A 20,739-nucleotide genomic window follows, 5' to 3' on the forward strand; every position below is an offset into this window, starting at 1 on the left:
ATCTCCTTAAAAAAATTTTTATTTATTAGTTGCTAACGACTTACACTTTATTGAATGGACAAATTGCTCCATTCGGTTTAATCCTTCTTCAAGCGTTTCAATAGAAGCCGCATAAGAAATCCTTACGTACCCTTCTCCAAACTCTGAAAACGCATCGCCAGGAACAACTGCAACACTTGTCTCTTGGAGCAGCTTCAGCGCAAAATCAAACGATTTCATCTTTGTACTTTTTATAGAAGGGAAAACGTAAAAGGCACCATCTGGTTTGACCACATCTAATCCCATGTCGGTGAGCCGTTTGCAGATGTACTCTCTTCTTTTGCGATACTCTTCAACCATCTGGCTCGGATCATCCTTCCCTTGGGTTAAAGCTTCGATTGCCGCATATTGGCTAATTGTGCTGGCACATACTGAATTATAAAGATGGACTTTTAACATTTGGCTAGATAAATAGGAAGGCGAAAAAGTAAATCCAATTCTCCAACCTGTCATAGAATGGGATTTTGCAAGTCCGTTAATGACGATAGTTTTCTCCCTCATACCTGGAACAGAGGCAATTGAAAAATGTTTTTTATCATAAGACAGTTCACTGTAGATTTCATCTGAAACAACAAAGATGTTTTTATTTCTAATTACATTAGCAATTTCAACAATTTCTTTTTCACTTAACATCCTTCCGGTAGGATTTGAAGGTGAGCAAAGAACAATGCAGCGTGTTCGTTCCGTTAGTTTATTCTTAATCATTTCAGCATTCATTTTAAAAGAATTTTTTGACGTATCAACGTAAACCGGAACTGCGCCGCATAATGTAATTAACGGTTCGTATCCAGGATAAATTGGAGAGGGAAGAATAACTTCATCCCCTGCTTGTAAAATGGTTCGGAACGCACTGTCAATAGCTTCAGATGCACCGTTTGTTACAATGATTTCATCCTCAGGATTGTAAGTGAGATTGTACTTTTGTAATACATAATCTGCAGCAGCCTTCCGTAGGCTCAATAGGCCCGCGTTATGTGTATAGGCTGTATGGTCTTGTCTGATCGCTGTTATTGCAGCTTCTTTTATATGTTCAGGTGTTGGGAAATCTGGCTGACCAAGGGTAAGATTGATCGCATCGGTATATTGGATAACCATATTGGAAAATGTCCGTATGCCGGGAATCTTGATGGTTGAGACGCTTTTATTTATCGAATTTTCCATTTGTCCTATCACCTTTTTTATTAATTTTGATCTTACATGGTGTTTCTAATTTTCAGCCGGAATTAATGGACGATCAGGTTTGATGAGAAACCATAAGAAAATAGCAAGTCCGATAGGGATGATGTTGATTAAAAGGGTTGTATTCCAACCCATTTCCTGCGCAAACCATCCGCAGATAATCGGAGACGTTATTCCTCCAATGCTTCCCCAAAGGTTCATCCAACCACTGACAGATCCTGCGTATTCTTGACCTAAATCGTTTGCAGTTGCCCAAGAAGTAACGATTGGAAGCCCAAGAGCGCCAAGTGCTAGTGTCAACCAGACAACGTTCATCCAAGGACTTGTGGAGTATGCAGCGAAATACAATCCGATAATGAAAAAAATGAATCCGATCAAGGCTAGACTACCTCGAGCCTTCATTCGCGAGTTTGTTCTTTGTAAGATGATATCCGATAGGGCGCCTCCAGCTAGAACAGTGAAGCAAATAGCCAGCCAAGGGAAACTTGCCGCTACCCCCATTTCTTTTAATGAGAAATTTCGTGCTTCCATTAAATAAGTAGGTAACCATGTTAAAAAGAAGGTGTTCATATAGATGACGACAAAGTATTGAATTCCAACTGCCCAAAATTGGATGTTTCTTAGATACAGTTTCCACGGGGCAGCCTTTTTTACTGTTCCGGTGATGCTTCGGTTTTCACAAATAAGCACTTTTTCTTTTTCAGAAATCCAAGGATGAAGTTCTGGTTTATCACGCCCTACGATATACCAAATTAATCCAATCCCAATGCCGAGAATAGCGAAACTATAGAAAACGCCTTGCCATCCAAAAAGCAGCAAGATAGCCACTGAAACTCCTGGTGCTATAACAGGTCCGAAGAAAGAACCAGCTAATAATGCACTTGCTGCTCGTCCCTTTTCATGTTTTTGGAACCAGTATGAATTGAAGACAGCGTTGGCTGGATACATTGGACCCTCTCCAACTCCAAATAAAAACCTTACAATGCATAATACAACGTAAGACGTAGAGGCCGCTGTAAGTGCTGTAAATGCAGACCACCAAGTAATCGCTATTATAATGATCTTCCTTGACCCGAATTTTTCTGCTAGCATCCCACCTGGAATTTGAGCAATGCAATATCCTGCGTAAAAGAGGGAAGACAAAAGTCCAAATTCAACTTTGTTCATATTTAGAGCATCCATCATCGGTTTAGCGACAACAGATAGATTGGCTCGGTCCATGTACGCTATCAAACCTATAATAAAAAAGATCAAACCCATTCCCCAACGTAATCCAATTTTTCTTTCCTTGCCTGGAGATTCGGCGATTAATTCTACCTGTTTTTCGATTTTCCCTTGTTTCATCTTTTTATCCACTTCCTTTATAAGAATTGATAACTGAAAAAAGTATAAAACAGGATTATGTTGGGAGCCTAGGTGAGAAGAAATAAGTATTTTTAGTAAATCGATTAACTCTGATTATTATTTAACATATTTTCCCAAAGAGGATCGAAACGACGAAGGTATTTTTCAACACCTAACTCTTGCAACTCTTGACGTCGTTTTTCATCTTCTTCTTCTTCCTTTTTGCCGATTTCAATAAAACTTAATGTTTCTTCTTGTGGAACAACTAACAGGCCATCATTACTTCCAACAATAATATCCCCAGGGTTAATGATGCATCCTGAAATGGATACCGGTACGTTTACGTCGCCATCAATACTATAGACTTTGGTAGTTAAAGGTGAAATTGCGTAAGAAAACACGGTGAATTGCAAGTTGTTAATTATTTTCGTGTCGGTAACTGGCCCGTTAATGATCGCCGCAATGGCTCCTTTTTCCATTGCAACTCTTGTCGTAATTTCTCCCCAACATGCAAAACGCTCTTCTTCGTTCATATCAATCACAACTACGTCACCAGGCTGTACTAAATCCAGTGCCTTATAAACTAATAGACCGTCATTTGGAGGGATTCGGACCGTCACTGCCGGACCAGCAAATGTGTTTTCAATCGGGAATAAAGGCTTGATTTTCTTAGTACTGATTAATTGGAAATTCAAATGATGCCCATAATCACTTGGTGAAATATTTCCCAATTGCTTTACTTCTTCAAGTTTTGGTCTTCGAGTTATAGAATTTACCGTTATCATTACATTCATCCTTTCCATGTAAACGCTATCATATCAATTACTTATACCTCTCACGACTTGTTGTATTCATGTTGTATATTATATGTATACAACAGATAAACTCATTAGTCAATCTATTCTGAATTTAAATGCGTGATTTATATGTTAGACTATAGTAAGTTAAAGAAATTAATTGTTGATTACTTTTTATATACTATTATGTAGTATTAATACTTTTTAAAAGGATAGATAAAATGAGCATACACCAACCCAAACGACTATTTTTAAAAGATCGAGCTTATGAGATGATTAAGAAACTACTTATGAACGGAGAGTTATCGCCAGGAGAATTTGTTAAAGAGGGGGATCTTAGTGAACTGTTAGAAATGAGCAGGACTCCTATTCGGTCAGCCCTTCAGCGTTTAGAACACGATGGATTGGTACGCATCCATCCAAAGCAAGGTATCTATATATGTGATATTTCTGTAAAACAAGTTAATGAAGTGTATGAAATACGAATTGCACTTGAAACATTTGCGTTACGTAAGCTTTCACAAAGTATTGAAAAACACCAAGTCGAAGAACTATATGACATCTTAAATCAGCAATACGAGTATATAAAAAATGAGGATTCCTATTCAGCACTTGAATACGATATGAGGTTCCATCTTAGAATAATGGAATTTAATAAAAATGAACAAATGTTAGAGATGTTTAAAAGCATTAGAGAAAAACTGAAATTTTATGGAAAAGAAGTATTAAAGAAAAAAATAGATCGCCTAAAGCAAACATATGATGAACACGTATTAATTGTAGAGGCCCTGGAAAAAGGCAACATGGAAGAAGTAGTTCGACATATTGAAGAACACTTACAATATGGCAGAAAAACTCTCCTGGATTCATGAACAGTACTGCAAAAGTGTTGAGTGATGCTAGTCTAAAAAATCCCCAAAAAGGACTGACTTCTTCTGTCATTCTCTAACAAGACAACAACACTATTTACAATTTGAAGTTGTTTATCAAAAATATTACTGTAAGTAACTCATTACTCTGCAAAGTAATATTCAAAAAGTCCACACCTATAATAGGTGTGGACTTTTTTGAATAATACTGACATATACTCTAACTTCCTCATATATTGCATTACATTTTCATGGTAAGTTTGCATAAACCAACTATCCGAACGAATGCAGAAATATCCTTTGATCCATATGATATAAGGCATAACTTTTTCCTCATCGGTTTTCGGTCTTCCAGGATTTTTCACTCGTTTCCTTTAGAGCCATTTTCGAAAACACTTTCTATTACATCAAACTCTTTTAAGCTTTTTTGAATATTTCCATCCCAATATTTAATATACACACAAAAAAACTCATTCAATATAAATGAGTTTGAAAATATAACGCAATATGGATGTTAAGTTTCAGATTGCCTGATTAACGCAGGAATTTAAATAGTTGAAATACTGCAAAAGGACATAATGAGTGAATTATTATTCAATATGCTTGACCCTCTACTATCTTTTAATGTTCAATTATTCGCATGATCCAGTTAATAAGGACCTATGGATTCAGATGATATTACCTTTGAAAAAAAAATTTATCAATGGATTCTTTTTCTTATCTGTTATCCTTAACTCATTCATTATTATTTGATCCTCATGATCGGCTATCCATTTCCTTAGTGCATCTTTATCCTGGCATTGAGTTAAATACGTCTGTCCACCTTTACCTGTAGCGTTAACAACATATCTATTAAACGTCTTCTCCATACTTGCCCGCCTTTTTTATATAATGTATTAAAATTTCAAAATACGAATGCAATGAACTTTGAGATTTTCTGTATCTAATTCCAAAAGGAAATACCATATATATATATTAGAAACATAGATTCGCAATGACATATGCTTCATGAAAAGATGTATAAAATTTTCAAATTTATCGAACCTATCATAATGTCCCAACTAATTTTTGTCAATAAGTTTTTAATATGTAAAAAAAACGTAAATTTTCTGTTTTGTTCTAGCAATATTTTTTTACAATTTAGGGGTTTACAACTAGTAAATGATGGGAGTAGAATACGTTTATCAATTTAATGCATTTCGGCCTAAACTCAAGTAAATTGAGTACGGAGGAACCAATCATTTGGGGTTAATTCTGCCTTGCAGAAAGGATGAGATCAGCTCTTTCGCCATCCTACCCGTCAGCTAACTTCGTCGGCTAAAGCGAAGGAGGTCATAAGACCGCCTATTTCAGGGGCTTTTTTGTTTGCTTTTTTGTGACAAAATAGCAGCCAGATGTTATGTAGGTCTTTTTATTATGCTTTAAAAAAGGATTTTCCAAAGAGAATTACCTAAGCTTGATTAAGGATAATGAATACCTTTTTCACAAATAAAAGGGCTTGTGCAGAATGGACGCATGTATAGCAAAAGGAACTTGGTCTATTGATTGTTTATCTAGATGGATGACGAATGGAATGCAGTACGAGCGAAATACTAACCCTATCACTGGATAATGGTTAGTTATCTGTGGATATATTACGTTTGTTAGTAGGTTGCTAATTCATTAACAGGGTAAGGATGATCAATTTGATAAAAGCAAAAGATTTGTTAGATCCGCCAAAAATTCTTGTACTTGGCTTTGCCTTCCTGATACTTGTTGGAGCCTATTTATTAACCCTGCCGATTTCCACTGAAAATGGGAATGGTCTTTCTTTTCTAAATGCTTTATTTACCTCAACCTCTGCTACATGTGTAACAGGGCTTGTCGTAGTAGATACGGGAACCACTTTTACAACATTTGGAGAGTTGGTCATTTTATCACTCATTCAAATAGGCGGCTTGGGGTTTATGTCATTTGCGACGCTTTTCTTTTTCTTATTAGGCAAAAGAATTTCTTTAAAAGGCCGGCTAATCTTGCAGGAGTCTTTAAATAATTTATCTATGGCAGGTGTAGTTAAGTTAGTAAAAAGGATTTTAATTTACACTGCCATTATTGAAATTTCAGGTGCCGTTATACTATCGATTCGCTTTTCTTTTGACATGCCAATAGGCAGAGCAATCTATTACGGCCTTTTTCATTCGATTTCCAATTTCAATAATGCGGGCTTTGACTTAATGGGAGGGTTTAGGAGCTTGACTCCTTATGCATCAGATCCTTTCGTAACCCTTACAGTCGCTTCCCTGATCACATTAGGCGGAATAGGATTTATCGTGATGAATGAAATTTACGAATACCGTGATACCCATCGTTTGTCTGTACATACGAAGGTTGTACTGATGGCTAGCTTAATCCTTACAATTGGAGGGGCCATTTTAATCTTTATATTTGAATTTGGAAATGCCAAAACATTGCAGCCTTTATCTTTCATGGGGAAAACGTTGGCTTCTTTGTTTCAATCCGTTACTCCGAGGACAGCAGGTTCTAATACATTGAATATCCCTGATTTAACACAACCCACATTGCTGCTGATCATTTTCTTGATGTTTGTTGGGGCTTCACCGGGATCGACTGGCGGTGGGATTAAAACCACCACATTAGCGACGCTGATTGGAACGGTTTGGTCACAGATTAAAGGAAAAGAAGATGTGGTATTGTTTCGGCACCGCATTGTGAATGAAACGATATTTAAAGCATTATCCGTTACCTCTATCGGGATATTTATCGTTTCAACCATCACCATTCTGCTGACTATTACAGAAACCGGAAGTGATTTCTTGACGGTTTTATTTGAAGCCACTTCAGCATTTGCTACCGTGGGTCTCTCAATGGGATTAACCCCTGAATTATCCCCCATTGGTCGGATGCTCATAATTTTCACAATGTTTGCGGGCCGGGTTGGACCTTTGACTTTTGCTTTTGCTATCGCAATGAGACGTAAACCAGATCCATTCCGCCGTCCAAAAGGCAAAATCATGATTGGTTAATCATTAATGAGGGAGTGTTAAAGATGGGAAAACGACAATATGCCGTTATCGGTTTAGGAAGATTCGGAACGAGTGTAGCTCATAGATTATATACAGCCGGTCAAGAAGTCTTGGGTATTGATGTAAGCGAGGAAAGAGTCGAGAATGCAGAATTAAGTGTAACTCATGCAGTTATGGCTGATACTACCGAAGAAGAGGCACTAAAATCCATTGGTATCCGTAATTTTGATTGTGTCATCGTAGCCATCGGAAATGATATGCAGTCAAGCATTTTAACTACATTGCTTTTAAAGGAACTAGGAGTGAAAAAGGTAATAGCAAAAGCTCTAAATAAACATCACGGTCAAGTGCTCGCTAAAGTTGGTGCTGACTGGGTTATCTACCCTGAAAGAGATATGGGTGAACGGGTCGCTAATCAACTCCTATCACCCAACATGCTGAACTATATAGAACTCTCAAAAGAATACAATATCGAGGAAATCATTATACCCATAAGCATGACAGGAAAAAGTCTCAGAGAGCTTGATTTACGTGCGAAGTATAATATCAGTGTTATTGCCATCGTGAGTAATGGAGAAATTATCATAGCTCCGTCACCTGATCAGAATATCCTTGAAAAAGATATGCTTTTAGTGGTTGGTAATAAAGAAGATCTAGCCGTGTTTGCAAATATTGAATAACCTAGGTCCCTAATCAAGGAGCAGGATACCCTCTCATCGGTTCCGGCTTTCGCTGGACGAGATGACCTAAAAAAGATTGGGCTTATCGGCCAATTAAGAATGCCTCATCGTATGAATCTGTGTCATAAATATCAATCCCTATAAAATCTAAACAGTCAGCATCCGAAAAGAGAAACACTATTTTCGCAGTATCTGGATGAGTAACTGACTGTTTTACTGATTTATCATTCAATCTGAAAGAGTAAAAAAGCTCATGATCTGCAGTAATTGCCTTTTTGAATATATGTATTGTATCAACAAGATGTTTAACTTTTATCGCAGTATCTCCTGCTAATTCAATTCCGATGATCGGAAGGTCGTTACCAAAATCCAACATTATATCATTATTTTGTGGGAGCTCACCCGTATTTGAAATTTTGTACTTATATGGTTCAGCCAAGTAAATATAGCCCATTTCTGCTTCATTATCATATGTTACTTGTTTATCCAATGGTCCACCGTCCTCAATCTATTTTTCTCTTCTACATGAAAACCAAATCTCCTTAATACTTCCTTACCATTCACGTAAGAATTCCCCCAGTTAAACCATTTTTAGCTTTATGGCCTTGTGTCCCAGCCTGTAGATAGTTTATTCATTTGTATTAATCGCTTGGGCCAGAGTGGATTTTATCGTTACTTTATCAAAAGGCAGTTGAAGTTGCACAGCAGTAATAGCTATGTCTGGACGAAGTCCCGAAAGAGTTGTATCAACCCCAATTAGATGTAAGGATTCAATCAATTTTGACAGTTGTTGAGCAGATACACTGTCGATTGCATGAACACCTGATAAGTCTATAAAAAGCCTAGTAACATTTTTTTCTGCACATTTTTGTAACGTGTTTTCAAGCAAGAACATCCCTCTCATTGTGTCAATATCACCAATAAGGGGAAGTAACGCGGTGTTATCGTTTAGTGATATGACAGGGGAGCCTAATTCATTAATCGTATCCTGTTGAGCTTTCATTATTTCATTAGAATATCTATTGTTAGCTTCAGTAAACCTCTCAAGAACTTCACTGAACACTTTGATAACAATTCGATACCATGAATTTATTTCCTTTTGCGAGTATTGACCTTCATTTAATGATACAAATTGCTCAATAAAATCTAGATATTGCTCCTGCGTTCGAAAAAATTCTCTTAATATAAAATAGATGGGTGTTTCTAAATGCTGCTCATCCTGTGCGATTTCTTCAATCCACTCATCAAAATGCTTAAAGAATTCAGATTCCTCTTCTATAAACACCTGAAAAAAATGTAAGTGAAAATCGTTATTTTGTAGCTTTAGTTTTTTAATTACTTCGGGATTAGCTGAGCTATAAACGCCTATCACATCATTTTTATTTAATGTTTCGTACCATTCCTCTGTCAATTGTGCTGCTTTGTCTAATAGAAATGAATGTAATTTTTGGTTTCTATGCATATATTTCTCCACCTATTTAATTTTTTATAAACATAGCAGTCTAGTACCCGCTTCTATTTACCTCGTATACTTCAATAGAAGTAGGTCCTCACTATATTCCCAACAATATCCACAACCTCATTGTTGTTATAGTTTAACATTTATGTTTTTTACCGACAATTTTTTCGCAGTCCAATATATTCAAGCTACCTTAAGGAACCTCTATCAAAATTGAATTCTTCACAAAGAAAAAAGGATCTACACTCAGATCCTTAAAGTTCAATTTACTATTTTCATCATAAAGTTCATCCACACTATCTACAAAATCTCATCAGAGATCTTCATTATTATCTGAATGCCATCGCCCTATGATTCCTCGAATTGCAGGGTCTAGTTCACAAAAATTACTTTTTCCTAAATAAAGCAGTCCATAAACCAGATACCCCAAAGACTTCATTAGACCGCTTAAATTCCTTCATTTTACGTATTTCTATCTCTTCAAAATCCTTAAAAATCGTTCTTAGCTTTTCCTCAGTAAAACCTAACCCGCCTCTAAGACTTCCTAATCTATATACTTCCCAATCTGAAATATCTGCACCACCTAATATTCCTCCTTGAACAAAACAAGTAATCGCATAGAGACCCTTAGGCTTTAACGCCTTTTTCACCATTTCTATATAATTCATTCTTCTATGTGGAGCAATATGATGAAAGCAACCTGAATCATAGACGGTGTCATATTTTCCTTCTTCAATATCTAAGTCAAAAATGTTTTTTTGAATAAAATTTATGTTCACTTTCTTTTCTGTTGCCCACTCTTTTCCCCATTCAAGAGCTTCTTTTGAAACGTCAACAGCATCAACTGAGCAGCCCTTTTGAGCAAAATAAATGGCATTCCTTCCAGGACCACATCCAAGTTCAAGAACCTCCCCTGAACCAAGTAACTCTCTGTCAAAATAATTAACTAAATTCTCGTCTGGTAGGTTTTCAAAAAAGGGAATCTCCTTTTCACGATCTTCATAAAAATCATTCCAGAATTTAGTTGGTTCACGCAATAACGAGTCCAGCATTTCTAATAAATCTTCATAGTTATAAATCGTTTCAGACAAAATATCCCCTCTTTTCAATTAAATCCTTCTAACTAATTGTACTGAATTTCAAAAAATTTATTCACCTGATGTTACTTTTGATTAGAATCAGAGTTAGCTAGACAACTTAGAACAACCTAAGTCGATTTGACAGCTCTTCCCCTTTTTCTTGAACTTCAAGACGGTTCTGTAAATGAATGGGTAGAATACAAGTTGTTTTTTCTAAGTATTCAGCGGTAATGTTTTCTTGGTTTGTATCACCTGAAATTTCTTCCCCTATCATCGCTAAGACAAAGGATGATTGATTATATATGTTTTCTGCTATTTTTATAAATATCTCATCAACTTTATTTAACCAGGGGTTAAGTTCTTTTGTAAGCGGATATTTATAAGGATATATCTGCTCGAATATTGCTTGTGGTATTGATATATCTAACCAATCAGATTCGCCATCGATTCTGACGATAGTGATTGCACAAGGCAAAGTATTTCCATCAGATATAAATAGTGTTCCATAAAAATGATTCACACTGTCATCTTCTATTTTTATTGGTAAAGAAATTGAATGCGTTTGAAAGTCCTGCCGTTCTTTCCAAATCCCGTTGAAAAATTTGTTTTTCTGCAATGAAACAAGAGCGTCATTCAATCTCTTATTATCTCCAACTGGGTGAAACTCAATTGATAGTTCATAGAAACCGCCAATCCAATTATCAGGGTTAATAACTTCACTATAATTCATATATTTTCACTCCATTTTATTAACTCTTTAAGAGTCCCATCAAACAACTAGTACTTCCCCTAACAAATGCATACTTGCAATCGTTCACCATTTATATCTTCTCACCGACAAACTATCTTGTATTCCAATCTTCTAATGACATCATTTCAAAGTATTCCTCAAAGTCCAATCTTAAGGGAGTAATTAATTCAAGGGAATTACCGTCAGGATCTTGAAAATAAATAGCAGCGTGAGCTTGAGGGTTATTAGGAAGAATAAGTGGCTGCTTTTCAGGAGGAAATCCAAACGCAGTCTTTATTTGTATTCCCTTTCCTTCAAGCCAATCCTTTGCATTCTCGACATCTTTTATGTCTATATTTAACGCAATATGCCTTAAAGAAGGGTGATATGGTGTGTCTACTTTATCTGTTTCCCATAATCCTAACCAGCTGTGTCCTTTCTTAATCCAAAAGAAAGCTAATGTATCATTTTGATAGGCTAGTTCTAACTCTAACTTTTTATAAAACTCAATTGAATTAGCAAGATTACTCACTGGTAGGTTTGCTTCATAAAGACCCTTAATCATTGTTTCCTACTCCTTAGAAAGGCACGTCATCTTCATTTACAAATTATTATCTTTCTATACATTCCATTCATCATAATCGATTGATCTTCTACGATTTTTAGATCTTTATCATGTCTACGATACAAGTCTTCAAACCGCAAGCCGATATCTGTACCTAAAACTCTAATAAAAGGTCTAAGAAGCTTCTTCGGTAATGATAGCTGTTTATTTTTAGAGATAAACTTATCGAATATAATTATTTTCCCATCTTGTTTTAAAACCCTAATCATTTCTTGAAAACATTTATTTGCATCAGGCACTACAGAAAGGATCAAACTTCCAACTATATAATCAAACGATTCATTGTTGAATTCCATATTTTGTGCATCCATTTCTAGAAACGTGATAGAGGTATTTTCATATTTCTCCATTGCTTTTTTAAGCATATCAGTTGAGAGATCTATTGCTGTTATCTCTAAGTCAAAGTGCTTGATTAACTCTAAGTCGGCCCCCGTTCCTACGCCAACAAACAGAACCTTTTCTCTGTTATTAAACGGTATCTCTTCAAATATTCTTCTTCTGGCATTTAAAAAAAGATATGAATTGAAAATATTGTCATAAATTGGAGACCAAATCTTATATATCACTTTATTCCAAGAATTATTCAAATTCTCCCCTCCTAGATATCTCTTACCACTACTTCTATAGATCATAATAAATTCCTTCCAAGTATGAATGTATATAGGACAATAGATCATCATGAAAGTTACAAATATCCCTTATTACACCAACTGTTTTTCTCGACAAAGGGATTTTTCTTTTTTAGTAAAAACAAAATTTCAACTCACAAAGCTAAGAAAAAAACACCAATAGCTAATAAGTAGATGATTCCGGATCAATTCCAGGATCATTTTTATTATATATAAGGTTTTTTTTCTTACGTACTAAATGATCTGAAATTCTTATGCTTTCCCTAATGAATAACATTACCTTGACTGTCATAGTAATATGTTATAAGTTATACCAAAGGAGGTGAGGATTTGGTTCAACGAAAACTATCCTCTGACCTGCTACGCGGACATGTTGATACGATGATTTTAAAACTCCTGCAAAGTGGCGATAAATATGGTTATGAAATTAGTAAATTGATATATGTGAGTTCAAATGAGCAGTACGAAATAAAGGAAGCAACGATGTATTCCAGCTTAAAACGTCTTGAAAAAGACGAATGCATCATCTCCTATTGGGGAGATGCTACACAAGGCGGCAGAAGAAAATATTATAAAATCACCCCAATCGGAGAAGACACATATACGCAAAACAAAAATAACTGGGAGCAAGCAAAGCAAATACTTGAACGCCTCTTGTAGAAAGGAAGATAAAATGTGATTGAAAAACTAAATGCACATGTTCACAACATTTTTGCTCCGTATCAAAATGCCAAAACAGCAAAGGAACTGGAAGAAGAACTGCTGCAAAACTTAATAGAGAAATATAATGACTATAAACAAAAAGGTTCTAGTGAGCAGGAGGCTTATAGATTGACGGTGGATTCAATTGGAGAAGTGTCAGAGCTCCTAGAAGCTTTTAACCTCCAATACAGTGAGCTTGAGCAGGCGATAAACATGGACTATTCCAGGCAACGCTTATTGGATTCCGACTTCCGCTCGGTTTCGGTGCATGATGGAAAATTTAATTCCTGCGATTTAACCCGTTCTGATTTCAGCCATTCCGACCTGACGAACAGCACATTTAAAAGCAGTAACTTAAATAATTGCATCTTTGAAAACGCCAATTTAACTAGTACCTTATTTAAAAGTGCAAATTTAAAGGGAGTCACTTTAAAAAATAGTATCTATAACAAAACCCACTTTAAAGGCTGTAATTTAGCTGGTCTCGTCTTTGATGGGGAAACATTTAACCAAACCATTTTTGAGGGCTCAACATTGAAGAAAGCATCATTTCGCGACGCAACACTCAAGAATGTTCAATTTCGAACGTCTGATTTAAAGAAAATCGACTTTGAGGGTGCTTCAATGGATAAACTTACTTACAACTTTTTAATTGGAGCTAAGGTTGATCTTAGCAACGTAACAATACTTTAAAGGAGGGATTTTTTATGAGTTTACCAATCGCCATTGTAGTATCTACCTCAATCATATGTGTGACTGTGTTCATAACTGCTGTAACATTAAAAGGGATGAGCATGGGAGACTAATTCAGCAGCAACTTCTTATCAATTTCCCCTTGCTAAGACTGAAAAAGTGTAATTAGCCTTTCTTCTTTCCTTAAGTAGAGTGGCTTTATACAAGATTTTATCTAAATGGTAATGTCTTAGCTTGGGTTTTTATGTTTATTTAACATTTCCCCACTAATTTAAGAAACAGAACGTTCCCCTTTATTCGAGTTATCAATGAACTTAAAGAAAGGAAGTAATATTCCTAATAAAGATACAGTGCAGATAATGCTTCCTATTAAAAAGTACAATGGACGTATCCCCCAGATATCACTCAAAAATGTACCTGTTATTACCCCTAATAGCATCGTACCTCTAATAATAAATAATCGAACCGAGGATATTTTCCCCATTAGATGATTAGGTACGCTTTGTTGAAAAATAGTTTTATTATGAATACTAAAAATAGCCATAGCTATTCCAGCAAGAATTTCAGTCAAGAATGCAACAACTATACTATTGCTAATACCTAATGAGATATAAGTTAGACCTCCGATAATTAAAGCTCCTAACATCAAGGCCCTGCGACTCTTATATTTTATATTACTTACAAGCATAGAACCGATTACATACCCTAAAGGGAAACTAGCCATAAAATATCCGTACTCTGCATAACTACCAGATAACTCACCAGTGATATAGGGAAGAGTGATAACCATCGTAACTCCCACTCCAAATTGTACAAACGCCAAAAAGACTCCTAACCAGACGATAAGGGGCTTTCTGAAAAAATAGGAAATCCCCTCAATAAATTGGTTTAACCATGATTTGCGTATAGTTAATGAAACTTTTGATTCTTGGATGAACAGTAGTATAAAACCACTTGCAATAAGCAATAAGCAATAAACAAACAAGTGGTAATGTGGTTTTAACACCTAAGTACTCTACAACGACTCCCCCTGCAATTGGTGCCAAGAACGTCATTAATCGAATCGTTCCATCTAAATAAGCATTCGCAACGCTTAGCTGGTTCGCGGGAACAATTGTAGGCATAATTGATTGATTAGCGGGTGAATATAAGGGAGTTATTAATCCTACGATGATTTGGACTGTGAAAATGTGCCACGCTTCAAGAGTACCAATTATTAATGAAATAAGTGGGATAATAAAAATTATTCCTCTACTCCACTGTGAAAGTATCATCGTCCACTTTCGGCTCCATCTATCAATAAAAGGACCAATAAATAATTGCAAAAGCAGGGATGGTACAAAATATAATATCCACATACTTCCCAAAGCCATAGTGGAACCTGTAAGTTGATAGATAAGAATTGAACTACAAAAGGTTCCAAAGGCAGCGCCTAATTCAGAGATCACATTACCAATCCATATGAAGAGAAATGAACGGTTCTTTAAAATATGCTGATTCATTTAACCTCACACCTTTCTCTTCATCTGTTAGTCCATCTTATTCTAAGATGACACCCGCTGAACTTCCTTTATTTGGTTTATTGCTAAACCAATGTATGACGTCTCCTAGTAAATGAATGATAATACTTTTAGTTAGTACTTCTATATTCTTATTAAAATCCCTTTTACGACCAGTTAATCTATATTAAGAGAAAGACTGAAATGATAGGGGTTTAATTTTATTTTTGAAATGAAAACGTTTATCTAAAAAGATTAAAGATCGAGGAAATGGAAAATTCGAGGCGAAAGGTAGAAGCCTCACTCCACTAACCGTGCAGGATAGTGACACCTGAAAAATAAAAAAAAGAACGACTTTTAAACAGAGTCGTTCTCTCAAATAAAACAATCGAATTTTTAATCTTTACTCCAGTATAGTGAACTAGTAAGAGCTTGCTGCTCTATTGGGTGTGTATTCTTTTAATTCATTTGAGATTTATGCCATTTCCATGCACTTTCAATAATCTCGTCTAAATCTATTGCTGCTTTCCACCCAAGATCTTCATATATCTTATTGGCTGAAGCAACCAGTCGAGCTGGATCTCCTGGCCGACGATCTGCATATTCTATATTCGGTTTTACCCCTGTGACTTTTTCACATGTGTCTATTACATCTTTAACCGAAAATCCTTTTCCATTCCCAAGGTTGTAGATTGCCGTATTCTTCTTCCCAGACAATAGGGCTTGAAGAGCTAATATATGTGCTTTAGCTAAATCCGTTACATGAATATAATCACGAATACAAGTACCATCTTGTGTGTCATAGTCTGTTCCAAACACGAAAATCTTCTCACGTTGACCTAATAAATGCTGTAAAATAATAGGAATTAAATGTGTTTCTGGATCATGACTTTCACCGATTTCTGCCGACTCATGTGCTCCAGCCGCATTAAAGTATCGCAAAACAACATAATGAAGTCCATATGCATGTGCAAAGTCACCTAAGATTTGCTCTACCATCAATTTCGAGCGACCATATGGATTAATCGGATTAGTTGGCTGTTCTTCATCAATTATATCTACATTTGGTATCCCGTAAGTAGCTGCCGTAGATGAAAAAATGAAGTTCTTAACATCATGCTTGAGCATAGTATTTAATAAAGTAATAGTTGAAGCAACATTATTTTCATAGTATTTATAAGGGTCTTGAACAGACTCACCAACTAAACTATTAGCAGCAAAATGCATAACAGCCTTAATTGGATATTTTAGGAATATATCATTCAAAACCGATTCATCCCCTAAATCCCCTTCTATCAAGATGGCCTTCGAATCAACCAGCGAACAAAAACCGGTAGATAGATTATCTAGAATAACGACCTCTTCTGTATTTACTAACTCTTTTACAAGATGACTTCCAATATAACCTGCACCGCCAACGACCAAAATCAAACTATTTTTCTCCTTTCGAAACTACATTTACTTACCCTTACACTGGGAGAGGCTTTTTTCTTACTAAATTTGCGAAATGAGGGCCCAATTATTTTATAGGCATTTCTTGAAGGTTTCCATGGCTAATGCATTATATTGATGGTAATCAAACTTTTCTAGTTTAGAATTATCATTACTAACCACAGTGGATAAACCTTTTTCAAGTCCATTTATGCTATTTTCAACAAGTAAACCATATTTACCGTTTTCCAAAACGGTTCGGTTCGCAACAATATCAGTAGCCATGATTTTCATTCCTAACGTCATTGCCTCTAATAAAACCATAGGCTGCCCTTCATAATGTGATGAAAGAACGAAACAGTCACATTTTTCCATGAACGAAAATGGATTTTCAAGCTGGCCCAAAAGATGAATAGAATGATTTAAATCCAGCTCGTCAATGATGGCCTGTAAATCTTCCTTTAAAGGACCTTGGCCTAAGATATACAGCTTGCTATTTTTGTGTTTCTCATGGAAGCTTGCGAATGCACGAATCAAATTATCTTGACCTTTTTCAGGAGATAATCTTCCCATATTGACAAAATTAAAATCATTTTTATTAGGATATGGGACGAATTGATTATTTACTTCCAACCCATGCACTTCTTGTACGATTAACGCCTGTTTATCCAACCAACCTAGGGATATCCCGTCCTTTAATATATGTGTATACGTACCAAGTTGAGTAACTGCTTCATTATCGAATTCAACAAGGTACCCATCAAAGGTTGGACCATCTTCCACGATCATGGCATCTTGTAACCCATACGGTTTATCCCAAATATTATAATTTCCTAACTGGATTTCTGCAGTGCCGCGCACTTCCCGTTCTTTTAACACGACGGGCTCGTCTATCATTTCAAAGGCCCCCGTATTTAGCCAGCCAATTTTCTTATTGTCTATTTCGAAAAGGTAATAGCCGCCTTTTCTGGTTCTGTTGTATTTTATGATTTTGACGGTTTGCCCTTCAAAATCGATTGCCTTAGTTACTCTTTTAGCCTTGTAATTCGGATAAGCCTTTGACCAAATTGTATGGTCTTCCGGTTTAGTTATTTTTCCATACTTCTGTTCACTGGTGTTTACTTCCTTCAACGTTCTATTATCAATCTTATCAATGAATTTTTTATTGCTTTTATAGTTTCTGGATATCATATACTTTCTTTTAAAAATGATTTGCAGCTTGTCCTTAAAGCTCGTGTTTTCATTGATTGTACACTGTTCAAGCATGGATAAAGCTGAATTATCCACCCAGCCGATTACCGTACGATTTACGGATATTCTACTATAAATCGAATGTTGGGTTTTTACTTCCTTATCGACCTTCACGATTATGCCTTTAAAATCTTGACTGCCAGAAACTTTGTATGAACCTTCAATCTTATATGGCATCGACCAAATGAAGTTTCCTCTTGGTCTTACTAGCCTTGCGATTTTATCAAGTTCCTTTTCGTAAATAATACTGTCTGGCAAGAACTCTACAGCCTCTTCGTTAATCCAGCCGATTATTTGATTGTTGAAGCTGAATTTGTAAAATGTATTATGATTAACATTGGCTTTTCTAGAAATTATAATTTCAGCATTTTCAAATCGTTCTTCTAGAGGGAATTGAACGGCATCCACATTCCCGTGAAGGGTATTCCAAGCACGATTATTTCTAACATCCCTTAATATCGCTCTTGCTTTGAAATTCTCTGTAGTAGTCAATGAACTTTCGTTATTTTCGACGAATTCAGTTTTCTCTGAATCTATTTGAAGGATTTTATCCGGGTTAATAGAATTCATTACATAATCGAATTTATCATAGTCTGCATACTGCATTAGATTCTTTCGGTTTAATTCCATTGTTCCCTTAGAAACACTTACAAGTTTATCAAATCGATTATATACGGAAAAAAGTCCCCTTAGATTTATCCGATGAGGCCTCCTTCCATTAATCACTCGCTCACTATCAGAAAGCAAATCATTATGCATATAACAAACTTTCTTTTTTGTGTCTGCAGCTAGGAGGAATTTAGCCCAATAATGGCTATACCCACTAAAATCAATAACAAAATCAAATTTAGTTTTACCGAATAAACGTGCATGTTCTCTAATATAGGCATTTTCTGGGTAACACTTTTTCCCTAAGAAGCCTGTTTCCCCTCTGTTATGGATGAATTTATCCTTATACACTTCCAAAAATTTATACACAGGCAATCCAGGTTTAAAAAGAAAACGCACATTCTTATTTACCTTGTCCATATTTTTTAAGACCTCATACGAGTGAGGAGTAGCAGTAAAACAGCTTACATCATATTTGTCATAATCAATGTTATTCATTAAGTTAAGAAAAGAAGATGTAATTCCGTTATCCCTCAATCCGCCAGGATAAATCAATATTTTTTCCTTTGAGGAATCTAGACCAGTAATTGTGTTTAGTTCTTTCGTAGACTTATTAAATAGATTAAGGACAATTCTCTCTGTTACATTCCCATCCTCGTAGTTCGTGAACTTTTGCTGCATGTTTTTATATTTATCAGAATAAAACAGTTTTACATTTTTAATATCTTTAATTGCATGAGCTAATTCTTTCGAGTTAAAAAGCATTGGGCCTGGAAGTTCATCGTTTTGAAGATATTGCCCTCTTTCCTCTGTATAAACATCCGTATCCCAAGTGTAAAATAGAATTGGCTTATTAGTAACAAGGAAATCAAAGAAGATACTAGAATAATCAGTAATAAGCAAATCAACAGTAGCAAGCAATTCATTGGTATCCACATAATCAGGGATTAACCTATTTTTAATTTCTGTATGCTTATTAGCTTCTTTATATAGAAAAGGGTGCACCTTAATCAATAAATTATATTGTTCACCGATTTGACTTTCTAAATAATTTATATCTGCAATGATTTGAAGAATATCGTTATCCACTTTGGCAAGATTTGTTCCCTTCCAAGTTGGAGCGTATAAAATATTCTCTTTGCCATCGTTGATTTTCAAATCTAGAGTTCTTAGATAGTCCTTATACTCCCTCGGATTTGTATTAAGAGTTAAATCGATCCTAGGATATCCTTCTTCTACAATTTTCCCTTTATACAATCCGTTTAACTTATAGCTTCGTGTAAATATGTCTGTAGTATGGGCATTAGGGCTCAAAATATAATCTGCACTTAAAAAGTTCCTTACAACGTTTTGAGAGACCGAGGGGTTACCTGGTATGTCAAAGCCCATATTCTTAAGGGGCGTACCATGCCAAGTATTAATGTAAATTTGATTGATTTTAGGTATGAAGAAAGATTGGAATGTTGAGTTATTGATTAAATACTCACTTGTTGCTAAATACTTTAAATACTCCTTTGAATTGCGTTGCACAAATTTAACATTAGGCATATCTTTATACTTTGATATGACACCTGAAAGAGCACTAAAATTCTGAATAGACCATATATGTATAAAATCTTTAAAGTCTTGATTTTCTATCATATATTTAAACATCGCGTAGGGACTGTCAGTTATACTGTTTCCATCACGACTCTCATATAGAATTGTGTTTTTTTGCACGTTTAATTTCTCATAATACTTTGCATATCTATTTACACGTTTATGTTTTTCCTTTAATAAGAAATTAGCAATCGGCTGTTTAAGGAAACTAACTTTTCTTTTTATTACCTTCTTATTCACCAAATAGGCATCCCCTTTTATGAATTAATATTCACCATTCAAAATTACAATTACCTTTCATTAACAAAAATAACAACTATGAATGATCAATAGTTGGAGATTTTTTGATATTTAATTAAAACGAAACAATTTGATAATTAGCAGCAAATAAACGAACCCCTTACTTACTGCTTTTTCGTTTATGACTTTCAATACTCTTTGTTGTGTAGAAAGAAACTTCCTTTATCCTTGGCAAGTAAATTATTTCACAAGGCCCTAAAAT

Annotated in this window: 17 protein-coding genes, 1 pseudogene and 1 riboswitch; of the genes and pseudogenes, 5 read left to right on the plus strand and 13 right to left on the minus strand. The window is 35.4% G+C overall.

The window, feature by feature from the left end; all coding sequences use genetic code 11:
- Positions 1-18: 18 nt before the first annotated feature.
- The 3 genes from NST21_RS23970 to NST21_RS23980 all read right to left on the minus strand — a co-directional run bounded on the left by NST21_RS23970 (position 19) and on the right by NST21_RS23980 (position 3,347).
- A complete protein-coding gene (locus NST21_RS23970) occupies positions 19-1,200 on the minus strand; it encodes an aminotransferase A (RefSeq protein ID WP_340891724.1) in 1,182 nt (393 codons plus the stop codon).
- A 45-nt stretch (positions 1,201-1,245) separates the two neighbouring features.
- Positions 1,246-2,562, minus strand: coding sequence for an MFS transporter (locus NST21_RS23975; protein ID WP_340891727.1), 1,317 nt, complete (start codon positions 2,560-2,562; stop codon positions 1,246-1,248).
- Positions 2,563-2,666: 104 nt separating this feature from the next.
- Positions 2,667-3,347, minus strand: a complete 681-nt coding sequence (locus tag NST21_RS23980) for an RraA family protein (RefSeq protein WP_340891729.1) — start codon at positions 3,345-3,347, stop codon at positions 2,667-2,669.
- A 233-nt stretch (positions 3,348-3,580) separates the two neighbouring features.
- On the opposite strand from NST21_RS23980, the gene NST21_RS23985 reads away from it, so the two are divergent.
- Positions 3,581-4,231: a GntR family transcriptional regulator gene (locus NST21_RS23985; protein ID WP_340891731.1), complete on the plus strand. Its 651-nt coding sequence runs from the start codon at positions 3,581-3,583 to the stop codon at positions 4,229-4,231.
- Between the two features lie 665 nt (positions 4,232-4,896).
- Here the strand turns inward: NST21_RS23985 and NST21_RS23990 are convergent.
- Positions 4,897-5,097, minus strand: a complete 201-nt coding sequence (locus NST21_RS23990; RefSeq protein WP_053347787.1) for a hypothetical protein — start codon at positions 5,095-5,097, stop codon at positions 4,897-4,899.
- 322 nt (positions 5,098-5,419) lie between these two features.
- Positions 5,420-5,562: riboswitch (cyclic di-AMP (ydaO/yuaA leader) on the plus strand.
- 342 nt (positions 5,563-5,904) lie between these two features.
- On the opposite strand from NST21_RS23990, the gene NST21_RS23995 reads away from it, so the two are divergent.
- A complete protein-coding gene (locus tag NST21_RS23995; RefSeq protein WP_340891733.1) occupies positions 5,905-7,251 on the plus strand; it encodes a TrkH family potassium uptake protein in 1,347 nt (448 codons plus the stop codon).
- Between the two features lie 23 nt (positions 7,252-7,274).
- Positions 7,275-7,931 carry a potassium channel family protein gene (locus tag NST21_RS24000; protein ID WP_053347790.1) on the plus strand — a complete coding sequence of 219 codons (657 nt, stop codon included), beginning with the start codon at positions 7,275-7,277 and terminating at the stop codon, positions 7,929-7,931.
- 82 nt (positions 7,932-8,013) lie between these two features.
- On the opposite strand, the gene NST21_RS24005 is transcribed toward NST21_RS24000, so the two are convergent.
- From NST21_RS24005 to NST21_RS24030, 6 genes are all read right to left on the minus strand, one after another.
- Positions 8,014-8,421, minus strand: a complete 408-nt coding sequence (locus NST21_RS24005) for a hypothetical protein (protein ID WP_340891736.1) — start codon at positions 8,419-8,421, stop codon at positions 8,014-8,016.
- 138 nt (positions 8,422-8,559) lie between these two features.
- The gene (locus tag NST21_RS24010) at positions 8,560-9,393 is read right to left on the minus strand and encodes an STAS domain-containing protein (RefSeq protein WP_340891738.1); all 834 of its coding nucleotides are present in this window, start codon (positions 9,391-9,393) and stop codon (positions 8,560-8,562) included.
- A gap of 383 nt (positions 9,394-9,776) precedes the next feature.
- Positions 9,777-10,481 (minus strand): class I SAM-dependent methyltransferase, encoded by a 705-nt coding sequence (locus tag NST21_RS24015; RefSeq protein ID WP_340891740.1) that lies wholly within the window; start codon positions 10,479-10,481, stop codon positions 9,777-9,779.
- Positions 10,482-10,587: 106 nt separating this feature from the next.
- Complete coding sequence (locus tag NST21_RS24020) at positions 10,588-11,199, minus strand: hypothetical protein (protein ID WP_340891741.1); 612 nt, start codon at positions 11,197-11,199, stop codon at positions 10,588-10,590.
- 112 nt (positions 11,200-11,311) lie between these two features.
- Positions 11,312-11,764 (minus strand): VOC family protein, encoded by a 453-nt coding sequence (locus NST21_RS24025; protein WP_340891744.1) that lies wholly within the window; start codon positions 11,762-11,764, stop codon positions 11,312-11,314.
- A gap of 32 nt (positions 11,765-11,796) precedes the next feature.
- On the minus strand, positions 11,797-12,411 hold the full coding sequence (locus NST21_RS24030; protein ID WP_340891746.1) for a class I SAM-dependent methyltransferase: 615 nt from the start codon (positions 12,409-12,411) through the stop codon (positions 11,797-11,799).
- Positions 12,412-12,783: 372 nt separating this feature from the next.
- On the opposite strand from NST21_RS24030, the gene NST21_RS24035 reads away from it, so the two are divergent.
- Both NST21_RS24035 and NST21_RS24040 read left to right on the plus strand, forming a co-directional pair.
- On the plus strand, positions 12,784-13,113 hold the full coding sequence (locus NST21_RS24035) for a PadR family transcriptional regulator (RefSeq protein ID WP_053347796.1): 330 nt from the start codon (positions 12,784-12,786) through the stop codon (positions 13,111-13,113).
- 15 nt (positions 13,114-13,128) lie between these two features.
- Positions 13,129-13,848: a pentapeptide repeat-containing protein gene (locus NST21_RS24040; protein ID WP_340891749.1), complete on the plus strand. Its 720-nt coding sequence runs from the start codon at positions 13,129-13,131 to the stop codon at positions 13,846-13,848.
- 271 nt (positions 13,849-14,119) lie between these two features.
- Here NST21_RS24040 and NST21_RS24045 read toward each other — a convergent pair.
- The 3 genes and pseudogenes from NST21_RS24045 to NST21_RS24055 all read right to left on the minus strand — a co-directional run bounded on the left by NST21_RS24045 (position 14,120) and on the right by NST21_RS24055 (position 20,477).
- A pseudogene (locus tag NST21_RS24045) lies at positions 14,120-15,350 on the minus strand (MFS transporter).
- 456 nt (positions 15,351-15,806) lie between these two features.
- On the minus strand, positions 15,807-16,778 hold the full coding sequence (galE, locus tag NST21_RS24050) for a UDP-glucose 4-epimerase GalE (protein ID WP_340891752.1): 972 nt from the start codon (positions 16,776-16,778) through the stop codon (positions 15,807-15,809).
- A gap of 93 nt (positions 16,779-16,871) precedes the next feature.
- Complete coding sequence (locus tag NST21_RS24055) at positions 16,872-20,477, minus strand: CDP-glycerol glycerophosphotransferase family protein (RefSeq protein ID WP_340892639.1); 3,606 nt, start codon at positions 20,475-20,477, stop codon at positions 16,872-16,874.
- Positions 20,478-20,739: the final 262 nt, after the last annotated feature.

It is taken from the genome of Peribacillus sp. FSL K6-1552 (assembly GCF_038005205.1).
Lineage (GTDB): Bacteria > Bacillota > Bacilli > Bacillales > DSM-1321 > Peribacillus > Peribacillus butanolivorans.